Consider the following 25,824-nt stretch of genomic DNA (forward strand, 5'->3'; position numbering starts at 1 on the left):
TGGGCACGCTTCGCTTTGCCCACCCTACGAACTACCTCGCATCCTCGATAATCATCCGCGCGCCTTTTTCCGCGATCATCGCGGTTGGCGTGTTGGTATTGCCCGAGGTGATGGTCGGCATCACCGAGGCATCCACCACGCGCAGGCCTTTGATCCCGTAGAGCCGCAGCCGCGCATCGACCACCGCGAACGCATCGGACTCCACGCCCATCTTCGCCGTGCCGACCGGATGGAAGATCGTGGTGCCGATGTCGCCCGCGGCTTTCGCCAGCGAGGCGGCGTCGTCGCCGACCGAGGGCCCCGGCAGATATTCTTCCGGATGATACTTCGCCAGAACCGGTTGCTTCATCAGCCGTCGCGTCACGCGGATCGCGTCGGCGGCGACCTGGCGGTCCTCGTCGGTGGAGAGATAATGCGGCGCGATGGCGGGCGCTTCGTCGGGGCGGTTCGAGCGTAGCCGCACGGTGCCGCGCGAGGTCGGCTGCAAATTGCAGGCGCTGACGGTGATCGCGGGGAAACGATGCAAGGGATCGCCGAACTTGTCGAGCGACAGCGGTTGCACATGGAACTGGATGTTGGCGCGCTCGCGGTGCGGATCGGAGCGCGTGAAGATTCCGAGCTGCGACGGCGCCATGGTGAGCGGGCCGCGCCGCCGCAGCGCATAGTCGACGCCCATCCAGCCGCGGCGGAAGAGGTTGTAGTAGGTCTCGTTCAGCGTGCGGACGCCGGAGACCTTGTAGATCGCGCGCTGCTGCAGATGGTCCTGCAGATTGTGGCCGACGCCCGGCCGGTCCAGCGCGACATCGATGCCGGCCTCATGGAGCCAGTCGGCCGGCCCGATGCCGGAGCGCTGCAACAGATGTGGCGAGCCGATCGCGCCGGCGCACAGGATCACTTCGCCCTTGGCCCGCGCTTCCATCGCCTGGCCATTCTGCAGGTAGCGCACGCCGACCGCGCGGCCGTTGTCCAGGATCAGCCGGTCGACCATCACGCCGGTTTCCAGACGCAGGTTCGGCCGCTTCAGTACCGGCTTGAGGAACCCCCGCGCGGAAGACCAGCGCCGGCCGCGCTTCTGGTTGACGTGGAAATAGCCGATGCCTTCATTGTCGCCGGTGTTGAAATCCGAGGTCTTGCGGATTCCCATTTCGGCTGCGGCGTTGCCGACAGCGTCCAGCACCGGCCATGACAGCCGGGGCGCCTCAATGCGCCAGCCGCCGCCGGTGCCGTGATGCTCGCTTGCGCCGAGGAAATGATCTTCCAGATGCTTGAACGCCGGCAGCACGTCGCCCCAGCCCCAGCCGGTGAGGCCGAGCTGGCGCCAGTGATCGTAATCGGCGGCCTGGCCGCGCATCGAGATCATCGCATTGATCGCCGAGGAACCGCCGATCACCCTGCCGCGCGGGTAGGCCAGCGAGCGTCCATTGAGGCCGGGCTCCGGCTCGGTCCGAAACATCCAGTCGGCGCGCGGATTGCCGATCGCAAACAGATAGCCGACCGGGATGTGAAACCAGATCCAGTTGTCGCGACCGCCGGCTTCCAGCAGCAACACGCGTTTGGCGGGATCGGCCGACAGCCGGTTGGCGACGATGCAGCCGGCCGTGCCGGCGCCGACAACGATATAATCGAAATCCCCATCAAGCCGTGTCGCCATATTTTTTGCACCCCGCCGCGGTCTGCTTGCCGCGCCGGATGGCCATAGCCGTGCCGCGGCCTTTAGTACAGCCGCCGGATTGGGCGGCTGGCACGGGACGTGCTAGATAACCCATTCTTGAACTCCCCTGACCGAGATCTTCCATGCCCATCATCCCCCGCGTCGCCGAGCTGCAGCCGGACATCCAGGCCTGGCGCCGCGACCTCCATGCCCACCCCGAAGTGATGTACGACGTGCACCGCACCGCGGCCTTCGTCGCCGAACGGCTGCGCGCCTTCGGTTGTGACGAGGTGGTGACGGGGTTGGGCCAGACCGGCGTGGTCGGCGTCATCAAGGGCCGCCGGCCCGGCGGCGTGATCGGGCTGCGCGCCGATATGGACGCGCTGCCGATCGAGGAGGAGACCAATCTGTCTTATGCCTCGAAGACGCCCGGCAAGATGCACGCCTGTGGCCATGACGGCCACACCGCGATGCTGCTGGGTGCGGCGCAATATCTCGCCGAGACGCGCAACTTTGCCGGCTCCGCGGTCGTGATCTTCCAGCCGGCGGAGGAGGGCGGCGCCGGCGCGCTGGCCATGATCGAGGACGGGCTGATGGACCGTTTCGGTATCCAGCAGGTCTATGGCATGCACAACAATCCCGGCATGCCGGTCGGCTCGTTCGGGCTTCGCCCGGGTCCGATCATGGCGTCGATGGACCGCATTTCGATCAACATCGAGGGGCGCGGCGGCCATGCCGCCTATCCGCACAAGACCGTCGATTCGGTGCTGGTCGGCTCCCAGCTGGTCGTGGCGCTGCAGTCGATCGTCTCGCGCAGCGTCAATCCGCTGGAATCCGCGGTGCTGTCGATCTGCGTCTTCCGCGCCGGCGACGTAGGCAACGTCATTCCGTCGACCGCTGAATTGCGCGGCACGGTGCGTACGCTGAAGCCCGAGGTACGCGATCTCATGGAGCAGCGCATGAACGAGGTGGTGCAGGGCATCGCCTTGCAGAGCGGCGCCAGGATCGTGCTGACCTACGACCGCGGCTATCCGGTGGTGGTCAACCACGCCGCCGAGACCGACATCGCTGCCAGGGTCGCCGGCGGGATCGCCGGCGCCGCCCAGGTCAACACAGACCTGGTGCCGATCATGGGCGCCGAGGATTTTGCCTACATGCTGGAAGCGCGTCCCGGCGCCTTCATCTTCTGCGGCAACGGCGACAGCGCCGGCCTGCATCACCCCGCCTACAACTTCAACGACGACGCCATCGTGTTCGGTACGTCGTACTGGGTGAAGCTGGTGGAGACCACGCTAGCGGCATGATGGAACGCTAGCCGACAGAGCCGACGAAATGTTTACGTGATATCAATTCAGCGGGAACAAGGTTTGCGACATCACGTTGGAGGAGCGGGAACGACATCCCTATACCTTCAACGGAGTGTGTCATGGCTAAAGATAAAGATCTCAACGACCTGTTTCTCGATACGCTGAAGGACATCTACTTCGCCGAGAAGCAGATACTGAAGGCGCTGCCGAAGATGGCGAAAGCCGCCACGTCGGACAAGTTGCGCGCCGCTTTCGAAAAGCACGAAGGCGAAACCGAAGGCCAGATCGAGCGTCTGGAGAAGATTTTCGAGCTTCTCGAGAAGCCCGCCCGCGGCAAGACCTGCGACGCCATCATGGGCATTCTGGACGAGGGCAAGGAAATCATGGACGAGTACAAGGGCACCAGCGCGCTCGACGCCGGCCTGCTCGCCGCGGCTCAGGCCGTGGAGCATTATGAGATTTCCCGCTACGGCACGCTGAAGACCTGGGCCACCGAGCTCGGCATGAAGGATGCGGCGCGCTTGCTCGACGAGACGCTGAAGCAGGAAAAGACCACCGACGATTCGCTGTCGAAGCTGGCGGTAAGCGCGGTGAATCTGGCAGCGGCTGCGTAAGGCTGCAGGACAAACTTATTTCGGATCACGCCGCTGGCTCAACACCAGCGGCGTAGCCGTGAGCTCTCCACGTCGTCCCTGCGAAAGCAGGGACCCATAACCGCTGTAGATGTGACAAGAACGCTGTGATGCCAAAGCGTACTTTCTTTTTCGACGGAGGCTATGGGTCCCCGCTTTCGCGGGGACGACAGCGGAGAGGCCGACGCCTGATCTATTCCGCCGCCTGCGCGTAGTCTTCCATCGGCGGGCACGAGCACACCAGGTTGCGGTCGCCATAGACGTTATCGACGCGACCGACCGGGCACCAGTATTTATCAGTGCGTGAAGACCCCTCCGGAAAACAGCCTTCCGCGCGCGTATAGGCACGTTGCCAGTCGTCGTCGGCAATGTCGTGAACCGTATGCGGCGCATGGCGCAGCGGCGACGCCTCGACCTTCCAGCGGCCGCTTTCGATCTCGCCGATCTCCTGCCGGATCGCGATCATCGCATCGCAGAAGCGATCGATCTCGCTTTTCGATTCCGATTCCGTCGGCTCGATCATCAGCGTGCCGACCACCGGAAAACTCATCGTCGGCGCGTGGAAGCCATAGTCGATCAGCCGCTTGGCGATGTCGTCGACGGTCACGCCGGCGGAGGTTTTCAGCGCCCGCGGATCGATGATGCATTCATGCGCGACGCGGCCTTTGGCGTTTTTGTAGAGCACCGGGAAATGCGGATCGAGGCGCTTCGCGATGTAGTTCGCGTTCAGGATCGCGATCTCGGTCGCCGTTGTCAGGCCGTCGCCTGACATCATCAGGATATAGATGTAGGAGATCGTCAGGATCGACGCCGAACCATAGGGCGCGGCCGACACCGGGCCGACCGCCGCGTGGCCCTCGGCGGCGGGATGGCCGGGCAGGAAGGTCGCGAGATGCGCCTTGACGCCGATCGGGCCCATGCCCGGTCCGCCGCCGCCATGCGGGATGCAGAACGTCTTGTGCAGGTTGAGGTGGCTGACGTCGGCGCCGTAATCGCCGGGGCGTGACAGGCCGACCTGCGCGTTCATATTGGCGCCGTCGAGATAGACCTGGCCGCCATGGTGATGGACGATGTCGCAGATCTCGCGGATGTGCTCCTCGAACACGCCGTGCGTCGAAGGATAGGTGATCATCACCGCGGCGAGGTTCGCCGAATGCTTCTCCGCCTTGGCGCGCAAATCGTTCACATCCACATCGCCTCTGATATCGCAGGCGACGACGACGACATCCATGCCGACCATGCTGGCCGAGGCCGGATTGGTGCCATGAGCGGAGGAGGGGATCAGGCAGATCGTGCGATGCGAATCGCCGCGCGCAGCGTGATAGCCGCGGATTGCCAGCAACCCGGCATATTCGCCCTGCGCGCCGGAATTCGGCTGCAGCGACACGGCGTCATAGCCGGTGATGTCGCACAGCCATTTCTGCAACGTGTCGAACATGACGTGATAGCCGACCGCCTGGTCGAGCGGCACGAAGGGGTGCAGGCTACCGAAGCCCGGCCAGGTCAGCGGGATCATCTCGGTAGTGGCGTTGAGCTTCATGGTGCAGGAGCCCAGCGGAATCATCGCGCGGTCGAGTGCCAGATCGCGATCGCTGAGCTTGCGCATATAGCGCAGCAGCTCGGTTTCGGACCGATAGGCGTGGAACACCGGGTGGGTGAGGAACGCGGTCTTGCGCTGTAGCGCCGCGGGCAGGTCGTCGCTGACGCCGTGGGCGATGTCGGCAAAAGCCAGTTTGCCGCCGAAGGCGCGCCACAGTGCTTCCACCGTGGCATCCGTCGTGGTCTCGTCGAGCGCGATGCCGAGCACGCCGTCGGCGATCCGCAGATTGATCTTCTCGGCCAGCGCGCGGGCGACGATGCCGTCCTGCCGGTCGCCGACCGGGATCGTCAACGTGTCGAAGTAGCTTTCAGTGGTCGGCACGAAGCCGAGCTTCTTCAGCCCGGCTGCCAGCACTTTCGTGCGGCGATGCGTGGCGCGTGCGATATGCGTCAGGCCTTCGGGGCCGTGATACACCGCATACATCGCCGCGATCACTGCCAGCAGCACTTGCGCCGTGCAGATGTTCGACGTCGCCTTCTCGCGGCGGATGTGTTGCTCGCGCGTCTGTAGTGCCAGGCGATAGGCCGGCTCGCCGCGGGAGTCGACGGATAGGCCGACGAGGCGGCCGGGCAGCGAGCGCTTCAGTGCGTCGCGCACGGCCATATAGGCGGCATGCGGACCGCCGTAGCCCATCGGCACGCCGAAGCGCTGCGCCGAGCCGATCGCGATGTCGGCGCCGAGTTCGCCGGGCGAGGCCAGCAGCGTCAGCGCCAGCAGGTCGGCGGCGACGATCGCCAGCGCGCCCTTGGCTTTCAGCGCGGCGACGACGGGACGCAGGTCGCGCACCACGCCGGTGGTGCCGGGATATTGCAGCAGGGCACCGAACATTTCGGCGCCGGCGAGCTCGTTGAGCGGATCGCCGACAACCAGCGTCCAGCCGAGCGGCTCGGCGCGGGTGCGCAACACGGCCAGGGTCTGCGGATGCACTTCATGATCGACGAAGAAAGTTTTGGTCTTTGCAGAAGAAGCGCGCTCGGCAAGCGCCATCGCTTCCGCCGCTGCAGTGGCTTCATCGAGCAAGGATGCGTTGGCGACGTCGAGGCCGGTGAGGTCGCAGATCATGGTCTGGAAGTTGAACAAAGCCTCCAGTCGGCCCTGGCTGATCTCGGGCTGGTACGGCGTATAGGCGGTGTACCAGGCCGGGTTCTCCAGGATGTTGCGCTGGATCACCGCCGGCAGGATGGTGCCGGAATAGCCCTGGCCGATCAGCGAGGTGAACACCCGGTTCTGCGACGCGAGCTCTGTCATGTGCGCCAACGCTTCGGTCTCGCTCATCGCGCGGCCGAGGTCGAGCGGCGCCTTCTGCCGGATCGAGGCCGGCAGCGTCTCGCCCATCAGCGCCGACAGCGAGGACGCGCCGACGGTTTCCAGCATCGCTGCGATATCGGATGGCGAGGGGCCGATGTGGCGGCGGACGAAATCGGTAGCGACGTCAGCGGCAGGTTTTTTGTTCATCTGCTGTTCCTCGAACGACTGTTCATGGTGTTCGTAGGGTGGGCAAAGGCGCTCTTGCGCGGTGCCCACCGCCCCTCGACATGGTGGGCACGCCGTCTTGCGCTGCGCGCAGGACGGCTTTGTCCACCCTACGCATCACGCGGTGTGGGCCTTGTAGGCCTCGGCATCCATCAACCCGTCGAGCTCGCTCTTGTCGGCGAGCTTGATCTTGAAGAACCACGCTTTGCTATCCGCATCGGAATTGACCAGCGCCGGCTCTTCGGTGAGCGCGGCGTTCACTTCCAGCACTTCGCCGGTGATGGGCGCGTAGACGTCGGAGGCGGCCTTCACCGATTCGACGACGGCGGCGGCTTCGGCCTTCTTCAACTGGCGGCCGACCTTCGGCAGTTCGACGAACACGACGTCGCCGAGCTGCGACTGCGCGTAGTCGGTGATCCCCACGGTGACGACGTCGCCGTCGATCTGCAGCCACTCGTGGTCTTCGGTGTACAGGGTGGTCATCTCAATTCCTCAACGCTTGTAGCTGTGGGGGACAAAGGGCATCGCGGCGACGCGCATCGGCACGCGCTGGCCACGCAATTCGGCATAGACAATGGTGCCCGCGGCGGCCTGCGCCGTCGGCAGATAGCCCATTGCAATCGGTGCGCCAGCGCTGGGGCCGAAGCCGCCGGAGGTGACGCGGCCGATCGATTCGGCGGAGGTATCATCGGCGAACAGCGCCACGCCTTCGCGGACCGGCGCGCGGCCTTCCGGTTGCAGCCCGATCCGCTGGCGCGGCGCGCCGTCGGCGAACTGGGAGAGAATCGTGTCGGCGCCAAGGAAGCCGCCGGCGCGGGTGCCGCCGTCGCGGCGGCTCTTCTGGATCGACCAGTTCAGCCCGGCCTCGACCGGCGTGGTCGTGGTGTCGATGTCATGTCCGTACAGACAAAGTCCAGCCTCGAGCCGCAGGCTGTCGCGGGCGCCAAGCCCGATCGGCCAGACGCCGACGTCGAGCAATGCGGTGGCCAGCTTTTCGGCTTGGTCGGCTGGCACGGAAATCTCGTAGCCGTCCTCGCCGGTATAGCCGGAGCGCGACATGAAGCAGCCGATGCCGTGCACGTCGTGCGGACCGGCGTCCATGAAGCGCATGTCCGGCGCCTGCGGGCAGAAGCGAGCTAGGATCTCGGCCGCCTTCGGGCCCTGCAGCGCGATCAGCGCGCGGTCGGGCAGGGTCTCGATGAGGCAGGTGTCGGAGAGGTGCGCGCGCAGATGGGCCTCGTCCTCGGCCTTGCAGGCGGCGTTGACTACCAGGAACAAATGGTCGCCGAAATTCGCCACCATTAAATCGTCGAGAATGCCGCCGGCGTCGTTGGTGAACTGGGCGTAGCGCTGGCGGCCCGGCGGCAGCGCCAGGATGTCCTGCGGCACCAGTCTTTCGAGCGCCAAAGCGGCGTCCTCGACCTTGCCGGACTTCGCCCGCAGCGTCATCTGGCCCATATGCGAGACGTCGAACAGGCCGGCGCCGGCGCGGGTCTGCAGGTGTTCCTTGAGCACGCCGGTCGGGTACTGCACGGGCATGTCGTAGCCGGCGAACGGCACCATCTTGCCGCCGCGGGCGAGGTGCAGCGCGTGCAGCGGCGTCTGTAACAGTTTGGCAGGGGTGGGGTCGAGCATGCGGACGGGCCCTCGCGGTTTCCCGGGACCATCCCGAAAAACCCAAAGCCCCATCTGTCGCTGTGCCTGAGAGTATTATCCCGTCGGCGGTCGCCCCGGCCCTTACGGGTCCGGCGCGGCTCTTTCCAGATGTAATCCCGTCGCGCGGTCCGTTTGCCTGAGAGTTTCCGGGGCGGTTGCTCCTTCGGCGCCGGCCTCATCCGAAAATGGGCCGATCTCTCCCGACGCGACGTTTTGACGGAGCGGACAAAACCACGCCGCCCCCGCTTCTGTCAACGCGGCCAGGGGCGCCGTCCACGGCTCTGTGCTGCTGCGGCAAGCTCCTGATCTGCCTAGATGAATAGCTGCACAGTTTCTGGACAGCGCCAGCCCCCTTGTCTAAAAGCGTTCCGCTGGGAAATGGCGTCCAGGCCGGCGGTTTGGGCGATTTGAGTGCGATTGGGATTGATATGAGCGGCGTCAACGAGATCAGGTCGGCCTTTCTGAACTACTTCGCCGATAACGGCCACGACATCGTGCCGTCATCGCCCTTGGTGCCGCGCAACGACCCGACGCTGATGTTCACCAATGCCGGCATGGTGCAGTTCAAGAACGTCTTTACCGGCGTCGAGAAGCGGCCCTATCAGCGCGCCACGACCTCGCAGAAATGCGTCCGCGCCGGCGGCAAGCACAACGACCTCGACAATGTCGGCTACACCGCGCGGCACCACACCTTCTTCGAGATGCTCGGCAACTTTTCGTTCGGCGACTATTTCAAAGAGCGCGCGATCGAGCTCGCCTGGAATTTGATCACCAAGGAATATGGTCTGGCCAAGGACCGCCTGCTGGTCACGGTCTATTCCGAGGACGACGAGGCCTATGATCTCTGGAAGAAGATCGGCCTGCCGGATTCGAAAATCATCCGGATTCCGACCTCGGACAATTTCTGGCAGATGGGCGACACCGGCCCGTGCGGCCCGTGTTCGGAAATCTTCTTCGACCACGGCGACAAGATTCCCGGCGGCCCTCCCGGCTCGCTTGATGAAGACGGCGACCGTTTCATCGAGATCTGGAATCTCGTCTTCATGCAGTTCGACCAGCTCGCGCCCGGCAATCGCCTGTCGCTGCCGAAGCCGTCGATCGACACCGGCATGGGGCTGGAGCGCATCGCGGCGGTGCTGCAGGGCAAGCACGACAATTACGATATCGACCTGTTCGTCGCTTTGATCCGCGCCATCGCCGATCTCACCGGCGCGGATCCGCAGGGACCGATGAAGGCCTCGCTGCGCGTGATCGCCGACCATCTGCGCGCGTCGTCGTTCCTGATCGCCGACGGCGTGCTGCCGTCCAATGAAGGCCGCGGCTACGTGCTGCGCCGGATCATGCGCCGCGCGATGCGCCACGGCCAGCTGCTCGGCGCCAGGGAGCCCCTGATGTGGCGGCTGGTGTGGGCCTTGGTGCGTGAGATGGGCCAGGCCTATCCCGAACTGGTGCGCGCCGAAAAAACCATCGAGGAAACGCTGCGTCTCGAAGAGACCCGCTTCCGCAAGACGCTGGACCGCGGCATCGGCATCCTCGATGAGAAGAGCGCCACCCTGAAGAAGGGCGACATGTTCGACGGCGAGACCGCGTTCACGCTGTACGACACCTACGGCTTCCCGCTCGACCTGACGCAGGACGCGCTGCGCAACCGCGGCATCTCGGTCGACATCGCGTCGTTCACCGATGCGATGGAGCAACAGAAGGCCAAGGCGCGCGCCTCGCGCTTCTCCTCCGGCGAGACGGCGACCGAGACGATCTGGTTCGGTCTGCGCGAGAAGCTCGGCCCCACGGAATTTCTGGGCTACGAGACCGAGACTGCCGAAGGTGTGGTCGGCGCGCTGGTCAAGGACGGCGCGGAAGTCAACGAACTGAAGACCGGCGAGACCGGCGCCATCGTCTTCAACCAGACGCCGTTCTATGCGGAGTCCGGCGGTCAGGTCGGCGACCTCGGCGTGATCGCCGGCGACGGCGTCGTGTTCAAGGTGACCGACACCCAGAAGCGCGCCGGCGACCTGTTCGTGCATCTCGGCACCGTGGAGCAGGGCACGCTGAAGCTCGGCGCGCCGCTGGCACTTAATGTTGATCACAGCCGACGCTCGTCGATCCGCGCGCATCACTCCGCGACCCATTTGCTCCACGAAGCTTTGCGCCAGGTGCTCGGCGATCACATCGCGCAGCGCGGCTCGCTGGTCGCGCCCGATCGCCTGCGCTTCGACTTCGTGCACCAGAAGCCGATCACGGCCGACGAACTGCGCCGCGTCGAGGACATCGCCAACGACATCGTTTTGGAAAATGACGAAGTCACGACGCGCTTGATGGGCGTCGACGACGCCCGCGACGCCGGCGCGCGCGCGCTGTTCGGCGAGAAGTACGGAGACGAGGTTCGTGTCGTGTCGATGGGCAAGACGGCGCGCGAGAGCGGCAGCAATGCGCTCGGCTGGTCGGTCGAATTGTGCGGCGGCACCCATGTGCGTCGCACCGGCGACATCGGCCTGATCTCGGTCACGGGCGAGAGCGCGGTATCCTCCGGCGTACGCCGCATCGAGGCGCTGACCGGCAACCATGCACGCCGTCACGCCAACGAGACGATGCAACTGGCCAAGAGTGCCGCGGGCGAACTCCGCACCACGCTGGAAGACCTGCCGGTCCGCATCGCAGCGCTGGTGGAAGAGCGCAAGAAGCTGGAGCGCGATCTGTCGGAAGCGCGCAAGCGTCTGGCGATGGGTGGCGGTGCTGCTGCAGGCGCCGCGGCGGCAGGTCCTGTCGGCGTGCGCGACGTCGCCGGCGTGAAGCTGATGGCTCGTTTAGTCGAAGGCGTCGAGATCAAGGATCTCAAGAGCCTGGTCGATCAGGGCAAGAAGGAGCTCGGCTCCGGCGTGGTGGCGCTGATTGCGACCAGCGAAGACGGCAAGGCCAGCGTCGTGGTCGGCGTGACGCCGGATCTGGTGGCGCGCTTTTCGGCGGTCGAGCTGGTGCGCAAGGCCTCCGACGTGCTCGGCGGCAAGGGCGGCGGCGGCAAGCCCGACATGGCGCAGGCCGGCGGCCCCGACGGCGCCAAGGCCGACGCGGCACTGGCCGCGATCGAAGCAGCGATGGCTGCGGCGTAACGCCATGAGCACCCAGCCGAACGCGACTGGATTTCGCGATCGGCTCTGTCAGTTGCTGGAGCACGACCACCTGCCGCATTCCGCGGGCAGTCGCGTTGCCCGCCTGATCGTCGCGATCATCATCGTCGACGTGCTGGCGATGATCCTGATTTCCGTGCCGGAAATCGATGCCCGCTTTGACCTGGTGCTGACGCTGATCGACCGTGCAGCGCTGACGTTGTTCACGCTGGAATATCTGGCGCGACTATGGGCGGTGGCGGCGGATGCGCCGCAGCGCGGCATCAGCGCCAGGCGGCTGCAACTCAACTACGTATTCAGCAGTCTCGGCGTGATCGATGTGCTTGCTTTCCTGCCATCGTGGATGGCGATGTTCATGGGCGACCGCGCCACCATGGTGGTATGCGGCATGCTGCCGTTTCTCAAACTGGTCCGCTATTCGCCGGCGATGCGCTCGCTGCTGGCGGCGCTGCAATCCGAGCGCCGCGCGCTTTTCGGTTGCCTGGTCATCCTGGTCGGTGCGGTTCTGTTGTTCGCATCGTTGCTCTACGGCATCGAGCACGATGTGCAGCCCGACAAGTTCGGCAACGTCCCCGCCGCCATGTGGTGGGCGATCGTGACGCTGGGCACCGTGGGTTATGGCGACGTGGTACCGGTCACGGCGATGGGCCGGCTGGTGTCGGTGTTTGCGATCGTCGGCGGCCTGATCATGATTGCGCTGCCGGTGGCGATCGTCGCACGCGCCTTCGCCGACGAAGTGCATCGTCGCGATTTTGTCGTGACCTGGAGCATGCTGGCGCGGGTGCCGCTGTTTTCGCAACTCGGCGCCGAAGAAATCGCCGACATCATGCGGCTGTTGCGCGCCCAGACCATCGAGAGCAGCGAGATCCTGGTGCGCCGCGGCGAGCCGGCGTCGTCGATGTATTTCATCACCGCAGGCGAAGTCGAGATCGAAATGCCGACGCAGCGGGTGCGGCTGGCGGAGGGCACGTTTTTCGGCGAGATCGCGCTGCTGCGCCGGGCCGATCGCAGCGGCACCGTGACGGCAACCCGCAAGACCCGGCTGCTGGCGCTCGACGCGAAAGACTTCCATGCGCTGATCGCGCGCGTGCCTGCGCTGGCCGCGCATATCGAGAAAACCGCCAAGGCACGGCTGGCCGATACGCCGGACGGCCCGAAGGGCGACATCGCGGCCGAGGAAATCGCGCTGGCTTCACCAGGCCCGACGTCGAGCGACTGAGTTCAGGTCGTCCCGATCGTCTTGCGCAGAAACGCAAAGCCCAGCGCCTGGCTCTGCGCCTGCTTGCTGTTGTCGACCGCGCCGGAATGTCCGCCGGCCACCGTCTCGTTAAAACACACAGGATAGCCGAGTTCTTCCAGCTTGGCCGCCATCTTGCGGGCGTGGCCGGGATGCACGCGGTCGTCGGTGCGGTTGGTGGTGATGAAGATCGGCGGATAGGTTTTGCCGGTCTCGATCAGGTGATACGGCGAGAATTTTTGGATGAAATCCCACTCCTCGGTGATTTCCGGATCGCCATATTCCGCGATCCAGCTTTGCCCGGCCAATAGCTTGGTATAGCGCGCCATGTCGAGCAGCGGCACGCTGCACCAGACCGCGCCGAACAGGTCCGGATAGCGCGTCAGCATGTTGCCGACCAGCAGCCCGCCATTGCTGCCGCCGTGGCAGGCGAGCTTGTGCGCCGACGTCACGCCGGAGGCTGCGAGATCGCGTGCCACCGCGGCGAAGTCATCATGCGCGACGTGCTTGGTGATCTTGCGCGAGGCCAGATGCCACGCCGGGCCGAACTCGCCGCCGCCGCGGATGTTGGCGAGCGCATAGAGATGGCCTTGCTCCAGCCAGAGCTTGCCGGTGATGCCCATGTAAGACGGCGTCAAGGATACTTCGAAGCCGCCATAGCCGTACAGGATGGTCGGCCGCGGCTTGCTGGTATCATCAAGATGCTTGCCGATCAGGAAATACGGAATGTGCGTGCCGTCGGCGGCCACCGCATGGCACTGCTTCACCTCGATGCCATCAGGCGCGAATGAGCGCGGCGAATGCTTCAGCTCTTCCAGCGGACCGGCGCCGTGCCACAGGGCCGTGGTGGTCGGCCGGTCGAAGCCGGTGATGGTCAGCATCACGTCCTCGCCGAGCTGCGGGTCGTCCTCGCCGCCGAACGCCGCGGCTGAGATCGAGGCGTTGTCGGGCAGGCCGGGGATCGCGGTCTCGCTCCAGCCCTCGCCGTCGCGCCGCGCCAGCGTGATGCGGCCGCGGACGTTGTCGAGAATTTCCAGCACCACGCCATGCCGCGTCTCCAGCCAGGACTGCAGCGCGCGGGTCGGCGTGGGCTTGAAGATGATCTCGAAGTCCCGTCCGCCATCGATGAAGCGGTCGAGATTGATCGCCGCCAGCGCACCGCTCGGGATGGTGACGTCGTCGACGGTCCAGTCCTGCTTCGGGCTGACGAAGAGGTCGTCGGCGTCGCAAGAGATCGAGACTTCATCGGGCAGAGCGAGCCGCAGCCGCTTGCCGGCGTGCTCCCCCTGCGCCTGTTCGACGAAGATGTGCGAGCGGGTAAAATCCAGCGCGCGCCAGTACATCACGCGCTGATGTGTCGGCCGGCGGTTGATGCCGAACCACGCCGCGACGTCCTGCGTCTCGGCCTTGAACATGGTTTCCGCGGCGGAGGGCGGCGTGCCGCGCGGCCACTTGCGGATCACGCGGGCATAGCCGGCCACGGTGGTGTCGGCAGCGTCCAGCGCGCTGCCGATCAGCAGCGTATCCTGGTCGAGCCAGCCGGCGCGGGTCTTCGCTTTCGGCAGAAAGAAGCCGTCGGTCACGAAGCTCTTGGTCGCGATGTCGAATTCGCGCAGTTCGATGGCATCGGTGCCGTTGAACGACAGGCTGATCAGCGCGCGGCTGTGATCCGGCGAGCGCGCCGCGCCAGCGAAGGCCCAGGAGATGCCTTCGGCGGCGTTGAGCGCGTCGATGTCGAGCAACACGTCCCAGTCCGGCGTGTCCGTCTTGTAGGACGCGAGCGTCGTGCGCCGCCACAGCCCGCGCGGATGCGCCGCGTCCTTCCAGAAATTGTACAGATGCTCGCCGGACTTGCCGACGAAGGGAATGCGGTCGTCGGCATTGAGGATCTTCAGCACCGCGTCGTAGTCGGCGCGATAGGCGTCGTCGCACAGCGCCGCATCGGTACGCGCATTCTGCGCCTCGACCCACGCCACCGCGCGCTCGCCCTCGATCTCCTCGAGCCAGAGCAGGGGATCGTGGCTGCCATCGGATGGATTGTTGGGTGCGGTCATGGGGAATATCCAACTGCCAGAGGTCGTCATTGCGAGGAGCGAAGCGACGCGGCAATCCAGAGGCCGCAAACTCTGCAAGAACTGGATTGCTTCGTCGCAAGGGCTCCTCGCAATGACGGCGTTAGATGCAGTGCCTTTCTAACAAAAAGTCCGGGCACCTTGCGGCAGCCCGGACTGGTTTTGGTCAGCGTGGCGTGTCGCTTACGCGGCGGGCGCCATCGCCTTGGTCAGGTTTTCCGCGACCTTGTCGAGGAAGCCTGTGGTGGACAGCCAGCGCTGGTCGGCGCCGACCAGCAGTGCCAGGTCCTTGGTCATGTAGCCGGCCTCGACGGTGTCGACGCAGACCTTTTCCAGAGTCTTGGAGAACTTCGCCAGTTCGGCGTTGTTGTCCAGCTTGGCGCGGTGGGCCAACCCTTGCGTCCAGGCGAAGATCGACGCGATCGAGTTGGTCGAGGTCTCCTTACCCTTCTGGTGCTCGCGGTAGTGGCGGGTCACGGTGCCGTGGGCGGCTTCGGCTTCGACCACCGAGCCATCCGGCGTCAGCAGCACCGAGGTCATCAGGCCGAGCGAGCCGTAGCCCTGCGCAACTGTGTCGGACTGCACGTCGCCGTCATAGTTCTTGCAGGCCCAGACGTAGCCACCGGACCACTTCATCGCCGCGGCGACCATGTCGTCGATCAGGCGATGCTCGTAGGTGATCTTGGCGGCTTCGAACTTGGTCTTGAACTCGGCCTCGAAGATCTCCTCGAAGATGTCCTTGAAGCGGCCGTCATAGACCTTGAGGATGGTGTTCTTGGTCGACAGATACACCGGCACGCCGCGGGACAGGCCGTAGTTCAGCGAGGCGCGGGCGAAGTCGCGGATCGAATCGTCGAGGTTGTACATCGCCAGCGCCACGCCGGCGCCGGGCGACTGGAACACTTCGCGCTCGATGACCTGGCCGTCTTCGCCGACGAACTTCATCGTCAGCGTGCCCTTGCCGGGGAACTTGAAATCAGTCGCGCGGTACTGGTCGCCGAAGGCGTGGCGGCCGATGATGATCGGCTTGGTCCAGCCGGGAACCAGGCGCGGCACGTTCTTGCAGATGATCGGCTCACGGAAGATCACGCCGCCGAGGATGTTGCGGATGGTGCCGTTCGGCGACTTCCACATCTGCTTGAGGCCGAATTCCTTCACGCGCGCTTCGTCCGGCGTGATGGTGGCGCATTTGACGCCGACGCCGACCTTCTTGATCGCATTGGCCGCGTCCACGGTGACCTGGTCGTCGGTCTTGTCGCGGTATTCCATGCCAAGGTCGTAATATTGCAGGTCGATATCAAGGAAAGGATGGATCAGCTTGTCCTTGATGTACTGCCATATGATGCGTGTCATTTCATCGCCGTCGAGTTCGACGACGGGATTGGCGACCTTGATTTTTGCCATGGATGATCGGGCCTTTATCGCGTTGCGGTGGGCAGGGGATGGTGAGGGGGGCTATAGCACCGGCCGGCCGTCGGCGGAAGCCGACGGGCCATGCCATTTCCGCCCAAATTTTGGCTCAGAACGCGGCCTGCGTCGCCGTGCCCGCCACCGCGTACCAGTCCACCAGCAAGGCGCAGATCAGCGCGCCGGGCAGGCTGGAGCCGGTGCGGCGCCAGGTGAAGGTGGCAATCACCGCCACGATCGCCAAGAGCGGCAGGAACTGGATCGCCACGATGGTGTTCAGCGGCATCGAGGTCAGCACCAGGGGCGCCGGATCGATCAGCTGCCCGTTCAGCCACAGCGCGCCATATTGCACGCCGAGCAGCACCACGAAGCCGCCGGCCAGCGCCACGATATTGGTCAGATAGACCGCACCCGGGCGCGCCGACAGGGTCGAGAAATTGCGGTGCAGGACGTGCAACGCCACCACGAAGAAGACGGTGAGCGGCGCCAGATAGATCAGCGCCATCAGCGCCTGCTTGCCGCTCAGCAGCTTCAGGGCCAGGATCCAGAACCGGAAATCGACCTTGAACACGAGATCGGCCAGCCACAGCGCCAGATAGCCGCAGGCCACGGTGACCAGCGCAATACCGACCGAGAGGCCGACGATGCCGCGCCGGCTGGCGCGCTTCGGCGCGAACGGCATCAAGGCCAAAGCGATGGCGGCGTTGATCAGCGCCCAGACCACGATCTGGTTGGTGATGCCCTGCGGCAGCCAGGCCTGCGGCTTCACATAGGTCGATGCCAGCGCGAATGCCGGGTAATAGGTCAGCGCCGGCAGCAGCGCCGACAGCGCGAGCGCGCCGAGCCAGCGGCCGCGGTCGACCGGGGTCTCGGCGGGCTGGGTGCCGTCGACCGGGACCGGCAGCATCAGCCGCGAAAACATCGGGGCTTTCAAAAGGCCATTGAAGATGCCGAGCAGGAAGGCGATGAAGCCGAGCAACGCGAGGCCGGTGCCGATCTCCTTGCGGAACCAGATCTGGTCGGTCGCCGGGAGCGGCGTGCCGCCGGTCAGCGTCTTGCCGAACCAGTCGAGCGCATGCCCGATCGCCTCATGCGAGATGTGCTCGGCGGGATGCGTGATCGCCGGCGTATGGAGCACCCGCGCGGTGCCCTGGCCGATATCGCCGTACACGCGGCCGGGCTCGACGGCCGCGGTCGTGCCGAACAGCGCCCACAATTTCGGGCTGGTGACGACGTCGCGCGCCTTTGGCACGCCCCACATCAGCGTGGAGAATTCCTCATATTTGGCGAACACCAAAGCGAGGTTGCGCGGCCAGACCGGCGTGCCGTCGGCGGCGAACGGCTTGCCGGTCGACGAGCCTTCCAGCACCATCGCCTTGTAGTCGTTCGGCATCGCGGTGGCCGCGGACAGGATGGTCCAGCCGCCCATCGAATGGCCCTCAAGCCCGATATTGGCCTTGTCGACGATGTCGAGGCTGCGCAGATAGGCGAGGCCGTCCGGCCCGCCGAAGCCGCTGGAGAAGGCCGGGCCGTCGCTATAGCCATGGCCGGTCTGGTCGAGCGCCAGCACGACATAGCCGCGGCGGGCGAATTCGATGGCGAAGCCGTCCTGGGTCTCGCGCGAATTGATGTAGCCGTGCACGGCGAGAATGCCGGGGGCCGGGGTCTTCGCGGTGGCGCCGGGCGGGGTGTAGAGCAGGGCGCTCATGGTCTGGCCGCGGGCGCCCGTGAAGCGGATGTCCTTGACCGTGATGCCGCCCGTCGTCTGCGTGAAATGCGCCAGCAGCGAGCCTGCCAGCATCAAGATGGCCCCGAAAATGGCCAACGTCCAATGTGCGCGCATCTCATCCTCCCCCACCCCGCGGTCCACGCCGCAGGTTCGTTTCATTTGCGTTTTCGACTAATAGGCGAAAGTTTTATGAAAGAAAACAGGCTCATGGAACTTGTGAAACACTTTCTTAAGGATCTCGGGAAAAGCGGCCAAGCCCATCATTCGGCTTGATAAAACGGCCGGGATGGAGGAACAGCAGCAGCGCGAGCGGGCGCACCAGCCTGATGTCAGGCGCCCGGCCGCTTCTTGCGACGTTGAATCAGAAGGTGAAGTAAATGTCCGGTTCAGGCACCGACCAGAGCAAAGCGATGATCGAGATCGCCGGCCCCGTGGTGGTGCTGGTCGAGCCGCAGCTCGGCGAGAACATCGGCATGGCGGCGCGCGCGATGGGCAATTTCGGCCTGACGCGGCTGCGCCTGGTCAAGCCGCGCGACGGCTGGCCGAACGTGCAGGCGCGCCGCGCCGCCTCCGGCGCCGACCACATCCTCGACAAGGTGGAGCTGTTCGACACCGTGGAGGAAGCGGTCGCCGACTGCACGCTGCTGTTCGCGACCACCGCGCGCGCCCACGACCAGGCCAAGCCCGTGGTCGCCCCGGAAGCCGCCGCGCGCGAGGCGATCGCCCATGTCGCGACCGGCGCCACCGCCGGCATAATGTTCGGCCGCGAGCGCTACGGCCTGCTCAACGAAGAGGTGGCGCTGGCCAACCGCATCATCACCTTCCCGGTCAATCCGGGCTTCGCCTCGCTCAACCTGGCGCAGGCCGTGCTGTTGTGCGGTTACGAATGCTTCAAGCACGCCACGGCAAGCGCGCTGCCCTATGCGATGCCGGAGCGCTCCGAGCCCGCCTCGCAGCACCAGATGCAGGCGTTCTTCGACAATCTGGTGCGCGAGCTCGACAAGGTCGAATTCCTGCGCCCGGTGGAGAAGCGCGAGACCATGCTGGTCAATCTGCGCAACATCTTTTCGCGGATGGACCCGACCAAGCAGGACATGCACACGCTGCACGGCGTGGTGATGGCGATCGCCGAGGGCCGCAAGGGCCCGGCCAAGGGCGGCGTGCTCGACGGCGAACAGGCCACGCGCTTGCGCGCGCTGCTGGCCGAACACGGCCAGGGCGCATCCCCGCACGAGAGCGGCACCGTGCGCGGCCTCGCGCGCCTCCTGCGCCGTAACCCGACCGACGCCGAGCGCCTGCTGTGGGAAGCGCTGCGCACCGACCGCCGCTTTGCCGGCCAGTTCAAGCGCCAGACCCCGGTCGGCCGCCACATCCCGGATTTCGTCTCCTTCCCGCAACGCACCGCGATCGAGCTGGTCAATGCCGACGAGACCGAAATGATCGTCACCGACCGCGCCGCGCGCACCGCGTGGCTGCAGGAGCGCGGCTACACCGTGGTGGCGATGTCTACGTCCGAGGTGACCGGCGATCTCGACGCCGTGCTGGCGCGGCTGGAGACGGCGCTGGCGGGGAGCATGCCGGGGGAGGCATGATCTCTCAGCCGTAGCCCGGATGAAGCCAACGGGTCGCGCGTAGCGCGCCCGATGATAAGCTCCGCGAAATCCGGGACCGGCGCTTCCACGCACCCGACATTCCCGGATTACGCTGCGCTCCATCCGGGCTACGATGACGTCGCCCGGCCGCGACCGGTACTGGGCCCAACAGGGAGGCGACGATGGCGATCGGCACCGCCGAGAAACGCGCCGCGTTTCGCAAGCTGCATGAACAGGGCTGCTTCGTCCTCCCCAATCCCTGGGACGTGGGCTCCGCGCGCTATCTTGCCCGCGCCGGCTTCAAGGCGCTGGCCTCGACCTCGTCCGGCTATGCCTGGTCGACCGGCCGCGCCGACAACCATGTCACGTCAGACGACGTGATCGATCACCTCACCATGCTGAATGCGGCGACCGACCTGCCGCTCAACGCCGATTTCGAGGCCGGCTTCGCCGATGATCCCGACGGCGTTGCTGATAACGTCGCTCGCGCCGTCGGCACCGGCGTGGCCGGCCTCTCGATCGAGAATTCCACCGGCCGCAATGACCAGCCGCTCTATGACGACCGCCTCGCGGTCGAGCGCATCCGTGCCGCGCGCACGGCGATCGACGGCGTCGATCCCGCCGTGATGCTGGTGGCGCGCTGCGAAGGTTTTCTCACCGGCGAGCGCGACCTCGCCAGAACCATCGCGCGGCTCACCGCCTTCGCCGAAGCGGGCGCCGACTGCCTCTATGCGCCGGGCATCAGCACGCCCGCGGACATCGCCGCATTGGTGAAGTCCGTGCATCCCAAGCCGGTCAATTTGCTGATCGTGCAGCCGACCATGACGGTGCAGGCGCTGGCCGACCTCGGCGTCCGCCGCATCAGCGTCGGCGGCGCGCTCGCGCGCGTGGCCTGGGCGGGGTTCATGGGGGCGGCGACGGAGATCGCGGAGCAGGGCACGTTCACGGCGTTCGCGGGGGCGGCGAAGGGCGCGGAGTTGAATGGGTTGTTTGCAAAGCCATAGAACTGTCGTTCCGGGGCGCGAGCACCCCTGCGCGAGTGAACTTAGAACATTGAAAAAATGAACTTCTCAGGAAAAGCAAATGACGGCGCGGCAAAAATTGAGCTGGCCTTGCCGGCATCGCCCGCTTGCTGCATGAACGGGTAAGCGGAATCGGCGTTTGAACGTTAGTTGAAAACAAGGGATGAGGCGGGCATGGCGCGGCTGACTGAACAGGAACAGCAGGGCATCATCCGATTTGTCGAGGCCGACAAGCCGCTGCCGGACAAGTATCGCTTCCTACTGTTCGAGGATAAACGCGAGATCGAACTGGTCTGGAACGGCAAGACCAACGAGGTTTGCAATGTCGTTTTGCCATTCCAGACCATCGAACAGGTCGACGAGCCGCGCGCCGAAAAGCCGGAAGACACTGCTTCACAGAAGGATCTATTTTCGACTGACAGTAGGGGCCGGCAGCTCAAGGGCTGGTCAAACAAACTCATCTGGGGCGATAATAAGCTCATTCTATCATCTTTAAAAAATGGGCCATTTGACCTGAGCCCCAAGCTTCATCCAGCGATGGGAAGAATCCTTTGATCATTTGAGCCTGTGTGGCTCGGTGATGCAACGGGACGGGGCGCGGAGCCCCAAATCAGCTCATGCGGTCCGTCCCGTTGCATGTCGGACGCGTGGAGCTTGGCATAGGTAGCCGGTGGAAGATTGCCGATCGCGCTGTGAGGGCGGACGGTGTTGTAGTCGTCCTGCCATTCAGCAAGGACTTCGCGGGCATGGTTGAGGGACGAGAACAACGTCTCGTTCAGGAGTTCGTCGCGCAGGCGCCCATTGAAGCTTTCTACGAATGCGTTCTGCTGCGGCTTGCCTGGTGCGATGTAGTGCCATTCGATCCTGGTCTGCTGTGACCATCGCAAGATGGCCATGCTGGTAAATTCGGTACCGTTATCGCTGACGATCGTTAGCGGGGGACCACGCCGGGCGATCACCGCATCGAGCTCTCGGCCGACCCTTGTGCCCGAGAGCGACGTATCGGCAACCAATGCGATGCACTCGCGGGTGAAGTCGTCCACCACGGCCAGCATGCGGAAGCGCCGGCTGTCGGTCAGCGTGTCGCTGACAAAGTCGAGCGACCAGCGATGGTTGGGACCTTGGGGCAACGTCATCGGAGCCCTTGTTCCCAGCGCTTTCTTGCGACCACCACGCCGTCGAACCTGAAGCCGCTCCTCGGCGTACAGACGCCGCAGCTTCTTGTGATTGATCGAAACGCCATCGATGCGCAACAGTAGGAGCAGGCGACGGTAGCCAAACCGCCGTCTGATATTGGCCAGTTCGCGCAACCTCGCGCGAATGACAACATCGTCGGGCCGCACGCTGCGATAGCGTACCGAGGTTCGATCCGCTCCGATGACCGCACACGCCCGCCGCTGGCTGACCTCAAAACTTGAACAAAGGTGAGCCACAGCTTGTCGCTTCGCGACGGGCGTCATCATTTTTTTGAATTGAGATCCTTCAACATGGCGTTGTCGAGCATCGCTTCGGCCAGCAGCTTTTTTAGCTTGGCATTCTCGTCGGTCAGAACCTTCAGGCGGCGGGCCTCCGACACATCGAGCCCACCATACTTCGCCTTCCATTTGTAGAACGTCGCGCTGCTGATCCCGTGCTTGCGACAAACGTCCCCGGTCTTTGAGCCTGCCTCGTGCTCCCGCAGGATCGCGATGATCCGCTCTTCCGTGAACCTCGACTGCTTCATCTCCGTCTTCCTTCAGGTGACGGATTCTACCCATTTTTGGCGGAAGTTCAGGGGCGCAGGTCACTTGAGGAAAAGGAGGGCGCGTTCCTCGATCTCATTCTGCGGGCCTATCGCGCCGAGCGGACCGATGGCTTCATCAGTTTTAGCGGCAAGCGCGCGGGACGTCTGGTTGCGGTTGGCCCGGTCAACATGCCGGTTTCGCGGCTGTTCGTGGAAGAGATCATTCTCGAATGCCGCAAGAAGCATATTACCAAAGTCGATATTCTCGGTTTCGAGTTTGAGATGGGTCTGTTCCCCAACGTTCTCGACGACGCGCGGGCGAAAGGTATTGACATCGCCCCAAAATATATTCCTGCCGATGTGTTCGACAAGCGCGCAGTTGAGAAGCACCAAGTTGTATTCCATGATGTCTCATTCATCGAGATCAAACCACACGTCAAAGGGGGCAGTGTCGCGGTCGAATTGACCGACTTTTCCGTATTCTATTCCCAAGATTCGATTGCCAATGCCGAGGCGGGCCTGAAAGATAAGGGAACCAAGATCGTCGTCGAGAAGGGGCAGATCGTCAAAGTCAGCAAGGACGAAAACGGCATCGTCAGCCGCGCGACGCTTACTCAAAACTGGACTGACTGGATTGACTATTGGTCAGTCGATTTCGATTTCGAGAACAAGCGCGAAATCATCCGCCTCCAACACCCTGACACAGGTGAATGGGAGGAAACTTGGACGGGCGACTACATCTTTGAAAATGAATGGCAGTCGTTTCGTACGAAAAAGAACCGTAAGCTTGAACTGACCAGCGTGGCCCACGAATGCCCGCCCGGGAGGCGAAAGATTGCCGTGAAGGTGGTGGATATCTTTGGCAACGATACCATGACGATCGCCGAAGTGACGGTGGGAAAGAAAAAGTAATGGCGTTGCACCCGGACTTTCCAAATTTACCGCACGCGATCCTCGATCCTGCGATACGTTGGTTTCCAGCCGACGAGGCGCTTCGCGCGACTAGCATGGACAAGCTGATGCCGCCCCTCGTGGCGGTTTTGCGCCAGAAAGTGAAGGAGTTTCGCGACGGCGGATATGTAGGCGCGTCCGACACCAGCCGTAGCCTGTTGAACTGGTGGTTCAAAACTCCGCATCTGATCCCGCAGGCCGACGGCACGATGGCGGAGTTTCAGTATTTCTTTTCCCAGCGCGAGGCGCTGGAGACGATTATCTATCTGACCGATGTGGTCGGCGTGAAAGACAAATTCGACCTGATGCGGTTCGACAGCAGCGGCGCCGTTTCCGCCAGTATGTTCGATGAGACATGGCGGCGGTTCGTCGTCAAAATGGCGACCGGTGCAGGCAAGACCAAGGTTCTGAGCCTCGCCCTCGCCTGGAGCTTTTATCACAAGCTCTATGAGCCGGGTTCGGCGCTTGCCCGCAATTTTCTGGTGATCGCGCCCAACATCATCGCTCTGGATCGCATCTACAAGGATTTTCAGGGTCTGCACTTGTTCTTTAACGATCCTGTAATTCCTGACAATGGTTTTGACGGGCGTAACTGGCGGGATGATTTCCAACTGACGTTGCATGTGCAGGACGAGGTGCGGATCGCGCAGCCGACCGGCAACATCTTCCTGACCAACATCCACCGCGTTTATGCCGGGGAGGACATCCCACCATCGCCTGATGACGACGACACGATGGACTACTTCCTCGGCAAGCGGCCGACCGGAGCAACAACCGACTCCAAGGTTGATCTCGGAATGATCGTCCGGGATATCGACGAACTGATGGTGCTGAACGACGAGGCCCATCATATCCATGACTCGCGGCTGGCCTGGTTCAAGTCGATCGAGGATATTCATAACCGGCTTCTGCAGAAGGGCTCGGCTCTTTCATTGCAGATCGACGTGACGGCGACGCCAAAGCACAACAACGGCGCAATCTTCGTTCAAACGATTGCCGACTACCCGCTAGTCGAAGCGATCTCGCAAAATGTCGTCAAGCATCCGGTGCTCCCCGATGCCCCAAGCCGAGCGAAGCTATCGGAGCGGCAAAGTGCTAAGTACACTGAGAAATATGCAGATTATATCGACTTGGGCGTGATCGAATGGCGGAAGGCCGACGCCGAGCACCGGAAGCTTGGTAAGAAGGCCATCCTATTCGTCATGACGGATGACACTCGAAACTGTGATGACGTGGCTGCCTATCTTGAAGGTGTTTATCCCGATCTGAAAGGCGCTGTGCTGGTCATCCACACAAAATCTAATGGTGATATTTCGGAAGCCGCCTCCGGCAAGGCTAACGAAGAACTCGAATTGCTCCGCAAGCAGGCCAACGAGATCGATGATCCGGCAAGTCCGTACAAGGCCATCGTATCGGTACTGATGCTGAAAGAAGGTTGGGACGTCCGCAACGTGACGACCATCGTCGGTTTGCGCGCTTATTCTTCCAAGAGTAATATCTTGCCGGAGCAGACGCTCGGTCGTGGCCTTCGCAAAATGTATCCTGGTGGAATTGAGGAATATGTCAGCGTCGTTGGTACTGATGCCTTTATGGAGTTTGTTGAATCCATCCAGGCCGAGGGTGTCGAGCTGGAACGCAAGGCGATGGGCGATGGCACCAAGCCGAAGACGCCGCTGGTGATCGAGATCGATAACGAAAACGAAAAGAAGGACATCGACGCACTCGACATCGAAATCCCGGTGATGACGCCGCGCATCTATCGCGAATACAAATCGCTCGGCGATCTCGATGTGACCTCATTCGGGCATCAGATCGCCGCCTATCTTAAATTCAGCGAGGAGGAACAGCGCGAAATCGTCTTCAAGGATATCACCACGGGCGCCGTGACCCATACAACCATCCTTGATACTGCTGGAGTTGCCGATTTTCGGAGCGTACTGGGATATTTTGCCCAGACGATCATGAAAGATCTTCGCTTAGTCAGCGGCTATGACGTGCTTTACGGCAAGGTTAAAGCGTTTGTGCAATCGGAGTTGTTCGGCCGGGAGGTCGATCTTGAGAGCCCAAACACGTTGCGGAATTTGTCGGAGCTGGCTGCAACTAAAGCGCTGCTCGAGGGCTTCAAAAAGGCCATCAATGCGTTGACCGTGAAAGACAAGGGCGATGCAGAGATCCGAGACACGATCAAGCTCCGTCAAACGCGGCCGTTCGTGACGAAAGATCAGGGGTATGTCGTCCCAAAGAAGAGCGTCTTTAACCGGATTGTGGGAGATAGTCATCTGGAACTCGTCTTCGCTGGTTTTCTCGATGGCTGCGTCGATGTCGTGTCCTATGCGAAGAACTATTTTGCCGTGAATTTCAAACTGGATTACGTCAACGCGGATGGCAATATCTCGAACTACTATCCCGATTTTCTAGTCAAGCTTGGGCCAAATCGCACGTTCATTGTCGAGACAAAGGGTCAGGAAGACCTCGATGTGCCGCTGAAAATGGCGCGGCTGCGGCAATGGTGCGAGGACATCAACAGGGTGCAGTCCGATGTCGCGTATGACTTTGTCTACGTTGATCAAGAAAGCTTCGAGAAATACAGTCCCAAATCCTTCAAGGGCCTGAGCGAGGGCTTTCGAGAATACAAGCTGTAAGATGC

Annotated in this window: 17 protein-coding genes and 1 riboswitch; of the genes, 9 read left to right on the forward strand and 8 right to left on the reverse strand. The window is 63.4% G+C overall.

The genetic code is table 11. The annotated features are described in order from the left end of the window. Positions 1-31 precede the first annotated feature (31 nt). A complete protein-coding gene (locus FNL56_RS11380) occupies positions 32-1,651 on the reverse strand; it encodes a GMC family oxidoreductase (protein ID WP_143572813.1) in 1,620 nt (539 codons plus the stop codon). Positions 1,652-1,794: 143 nt separating this feature from the next. Between FNL56_RS11380 and FNL56_RS11385 the strand changes: the two genes are divergently transcribed. Then, the gene (locus FNL56_RS11385; protein ID WP_143572814.1) at positions 1,795-2,955 is read left to right on the forward strand and encodes a M20 aminoacylase family protein; all 1,161 of its coding nucleotides are present in this window, start codon (positions 1,795-1,797) and stop codon (positions 2,953-2,955) included. 122 nt (positions 2,956-3,077) lie between these two features. Next, positions 3,078-3,572 (forward strand): YciE/YciF ferroxidase family protein, encoded by a 495-nt coding sequence (locus tag FNL56_RS11390; RefSeq protein WP_143572815.1) that lies wholly within the window; start codon positions 3,078-3,080, stop codon positions 3,570-3,572. 211 nt (positions 3,573-3,783) lie between these two features. On the opposite strand, the gene gcvP is transcribed toward FNL56_RS11390, so the two are convergent. The 3 genes from gcvP to gcvT all read right to left on the reverse strand — a co-directional run bounded on the left by gcvP (position 3,784) and on the right by gcvT (position 8,298). Beyond that, the gene (gene gcvP / locus FNL56_RS11395) at positions 3,784-6,645 is read right to left on the reverse strand and encodes an aminomethyl-transferring glycine dehydrogenase (protein ID WP_143572816.1); all 2,862 of its coding nucleotides are present in this window, start codon (positions 6,643-6,645) and stop codon (positions 3,784-3,786) included. 135 nt (positions 6,646-6,780) lie between these two features. Further along, on the reverse strand, positions 6,781-7,146 hold the full coding sequence (gcvH, locus tag FNL56_RS11400; RefSeq protein ID WP_143572817.1) for a glycine cleavage system protein GcvH: 366 nt from the start codon (positions 7,144-7,146) through the stop codon (positions 6,781-6,783). A 9-nt stretch (positions 7,147-7,155) separates the two neighbouring features. After that, the gene (gcvT, locus tag FNL56_RS11405) at positions 7,156-8,298 is read right to left on the reverse strand and encodes a glycine cleavage system aminomethyltransferase GcvT (RefSeq protein WP_143572818.1); all 1,143 of its coding nucleotides are present in this window, start codon (positions 8,296-8,298) and stop codon (positions 7,156-7,158) included. Between the two features lie 135 nt (positions 8,299-8,433). Then, positions 8,434-8,533, reverse strand: a riboswitch (glycine riboswitch). Between the two features lie 214 nt (positions 8,534-8,747). Here gcvT and alaS point away from each other — a divergent pair. Then, the gene (gene alaS, locus FNL56_RS11410) at positions 8,748-11,426 is read left to right on the forward strand and encodes an alanine--tRNA ligase (protein WP_143572819.1); all 2,679 of its coding nucleotides are present in this window, start codon (positions 8,748-8,750) and stop codon (positions 11,424-11,426) included. A gap of 4 nt (positions 11,427-11,430) precedes the next feature. Continuing rightward, the gene (locus FNL56_RS11415) at positions 11,431-12,663 is read left to right on the forward strand and encodes a cyclic nucleotide-gated ion channel (RefSeq protein ID WP_143572820.1); all 1,233 of its coding nucleotides are present in this window, start codon (positions 11,431-11,433) and stop codon (positions 12,661-12,663) included. Positions 12,664-12,665: 2 nt separating this feature from the next. Here the strand turns inward: FNL56_RS11415 and FNL56_RS11420 are convergent, their stop codons facing one another. The 3 genes from FNL56_RS11420 to FNL56_RS11430 all read right to left on the reverse strand — a co-directional run bounded on the left by FNL56_RS11420 (position 12,666) and on the right by FNL56_RS11430 (position 18,003). Next, positions 12,666-14,735, reverse strand: a complete 2,070-nt coding sequence (locus FNL56_RS11420) for a prolyl oligopeptidase family serine peptidase (RefSeq protein ID WP_143572821.1) — start codon at positions 14,733-14,735, stop codon at positions 12,666-12,668. A gap of 201 nt (positions 14,736-14,936) precedes the next feature. Beyond that, positions 14,937-16,157: an NADP-dependent isocitrate dehydrogenase gene (locus FNL56_RS11425; protein WP_143572822.1), complete on the reverse strand. Its 1,221-nt coding sequence runs from the start codon at positions 16,155-16,157 to the stop codon at positions 14,937-14,939. Positions 16,158-16,272: 115 nt separating this feature from the next. Beyond that, a complete protein-coding gene (locus FNL56_RS11430) occupies positions 16,273-18,003 on the reverse strand; it encodes an alpha/beta fold hydrolase (protein WP_143572823.1) in 1,731 nt (576 codons plus the stop codon). A gap of 263 nt (positions 18,004-18,266) precedes the next feature. On the opposite strand from FNL56_RS11430, the gene FNL56_RS11435 reads away from it, so the two are divergent. The 3 genes from FNL56_RS11435 to FNL56_RS11445 all read left to right on the forward strand — a co-directional run bounded on the left by FNL56_RS11435 (position 18,267) and on the right by FNL56_RS11445 (position 21,058). Continuing rightward, positions 18,267-19,481 (forward strand): TrmJ/YjtD family RNA methyltransferase, encoded by a 1,215-nt coding sequence (locus tag FNL56_RS11435; protein ID WP_143572824.1) that lies wholly within the window; start codon positions 18,267-18,269, stop codon positions 19,479-19,481. 182 nt (positions 19,482-19,663) lie between these two features. Beyond that, the gene (locus FNL56_RS11440) at positions 19,664-20,485 is read left to right on the forward strand and encodes an isocitrate lyase/PEP mutase family protein (RefSeq protein WP_143572825.1); all 822 of its coding nucleotides are present in this window, start codon (positions 19,664-19,666) and stop codon (positions 20,483-20,485) included. Between the two features lie 192 nt (positions 20,486-20,677). Then, the gene (locus tag FNL56_RS11445) at positions 20,678-21,058 is read left to right on the forward strand and encodes a hypothetical protein (protein ID WP_246661644.1); all 381 of its coding nucleotides are present in this window, start codon (positions 20,678-20,680) and stop codon (positions 21,056-21,058) included. Here FNL56_RS11445 and FNL56_RS11450 read toward each other — a convergent pair. Beyond that, positions 21,031-22,226 (reverse strand): IS3 family transposase gene (locus FNL56_RS11450; protein WP_441351235.1). Its coding sequence is split into 2 segments (ribosomal slippage): positions 21,031-21,965 and positions 21,965-22,226, totalling 1,197 coding nucleotides; the frame shifts between segments, so codons are not numbered across the junction. The genes FNL56_RS11445 and FNL56_RS11450 overlap by 28 nt on opposite strands. Positions 22,227-22,262: 36 nt before the next feature. Here FNL56_RS11450 and FNL56_RS11455 point away from each other — a divergent pair. Together FNL56_RS11455 and FNL56_RS11460 are read left to right on the forward strand one after the other, a co-directional pair. Continuing rightward, positions 22,263-23,138 carry a hypothetical protein gene (locus FNL56_RS11455; RefSeq protein ID WP_246660935.1) on the forward strand — a complete coding sequence of 292 codons (876 nt, stop codon included), beginning with the start codon at positions 22,263-22,265 and terminating at the stop codon, positions 23,136-23,138. Next, complete coding sequence (locus tag FNL56_RS11460) at positions 23,138-25,819, forward strand: DEAD/DEAH box helicase family protein (protein ID WP_143581996.1); 2,682 nt, start codon at positions 23,138-23,140, stop codon at positions 25,817-25,819. The genes FNL56_RS11455 and FNL56_RS11460 overlap by 1 nt, the downstream gene beginning before the upstream one ends. Positions 25,820-25,824: the final 5 nt, after the last annotated feature.

The sequence above is a fragment of the Tardiphaga sp. vice304 genome (assembly GCF_007018905.1).
In the GTDB taxonomy this organism is placed as follows: domain Bacteria; phylum Pseudomonadota; class Alphaproteobacteria; order Rhizobiales; family Xanthobacteraceae; genus Tardiphaga.

Excerpts from the sequence above, each read along its gene's own strand:
- gcvH (WP_143572817.1), bottom strand. The coding sequence starts at position 7,146 with ATGACCACCCTGTACACCGAAGACCACGAGTGGCTGCAGATCGACGGC.
- FNL56_RS11385 (WP_143572814.1), top strand. The coding sequence starts at position 1,795 with ATGCCCATCATCCCCCGCGTCGCCGAGCTGCAGCCGGACATCCAGGCC.
- FNL56_RS11415 (WP_143572820.1), top strand. The coding sequence starts at position 11,431 with ATGAGCACCCAGCCGAACGCGACTGGATTTCGCGATCGGCTCTGTCAG.
- gcvP (WP_143572816.1), bottom strand. The coding sequence starts at position 6,645 with ATGAACAAAAAACCTGCCGCTGACGTCGCTACCGATTTCGTCCGCCGC.
- FNL56_RS11425 (WP_143572822.1), bottom strand. The coding sequence starts at position 16,157 with ATGGCAAAAATCAAGGTCGCCAATCCCGTCGTCGAACTCGACGGCGAT.
- FNL56_RS11420 (WP_143572821.1), bottom strand. The coding sequence starts at position 14,735 with ATGACCGCACCCAACAATCCATCCGATGGCAGCCACGATCCCCTGCTC.
- alaS (WP_143572819.1), top strand. The coding sequence starts at position 8,748 with ATGAGCGGCGTCAACGAGATCAGGTCGGCCTTTCTGAACTACTTCGCC.
- FNL56_RS11460 (WP_143581996.1), top strand. The coding sequence starts at position 23,138 with ATGGCGTTGCACCCGGACTTTCCAAATTTACCGCACGCGATCCTCGAT.
- FNL56_RS11430 (WP_143572823.1), bottom strand. The coding sequence starts at position 18,003 with ATGCGCGCACATTGGACGTTGGCCATTTTCGGGGCCATCTTGATGCTG.
- gcvT (WP_143572818.1), bottom strand. The coding sequence starts at position 8,298 with ATGCTCGACCCCACCCCTGCCAAACTGTTACAGACGCCGCTGCACGCG.
- FNL56_RS11380 (WP_143572813.1), bottom strand. The coding sequence starts at position 1,651 with ATGGCGACACGGCTTGATGGGGATTTCGATTATATCGTTGTCGGCGCC.
- FNL56_RS11435 (WP_143572824.1), top strand. The coding sequence starts at position 18,267 with ATGTCCGGTTCAGGCACCGACCAGAGCAAAGCGATGATCGAGATCGCC.
- FNL56_RS11440 (WP_143572825.1), top strand. The coding sequence starts at position 19,664 with ATGGCGATCGGCACCGCCGAGAAACGCGCCGCGTTTCGCAAGCTGCAT.
- FNL56_RS11445 (WP_246661644.1), top strand. The coding sequence starts at position 20,678 with ATGGCGCGGCTGACTGAACAGGAACAGCAGGGCATCATCCGATTTGTC.
- FNL56_RS11390 (WP_143572815.1), top strand. The coding sequence starts at position 3,078 with ATGGCTAAAGATAAAGATCTCAACGACCTGTTTCTCGATACGCTGAAG.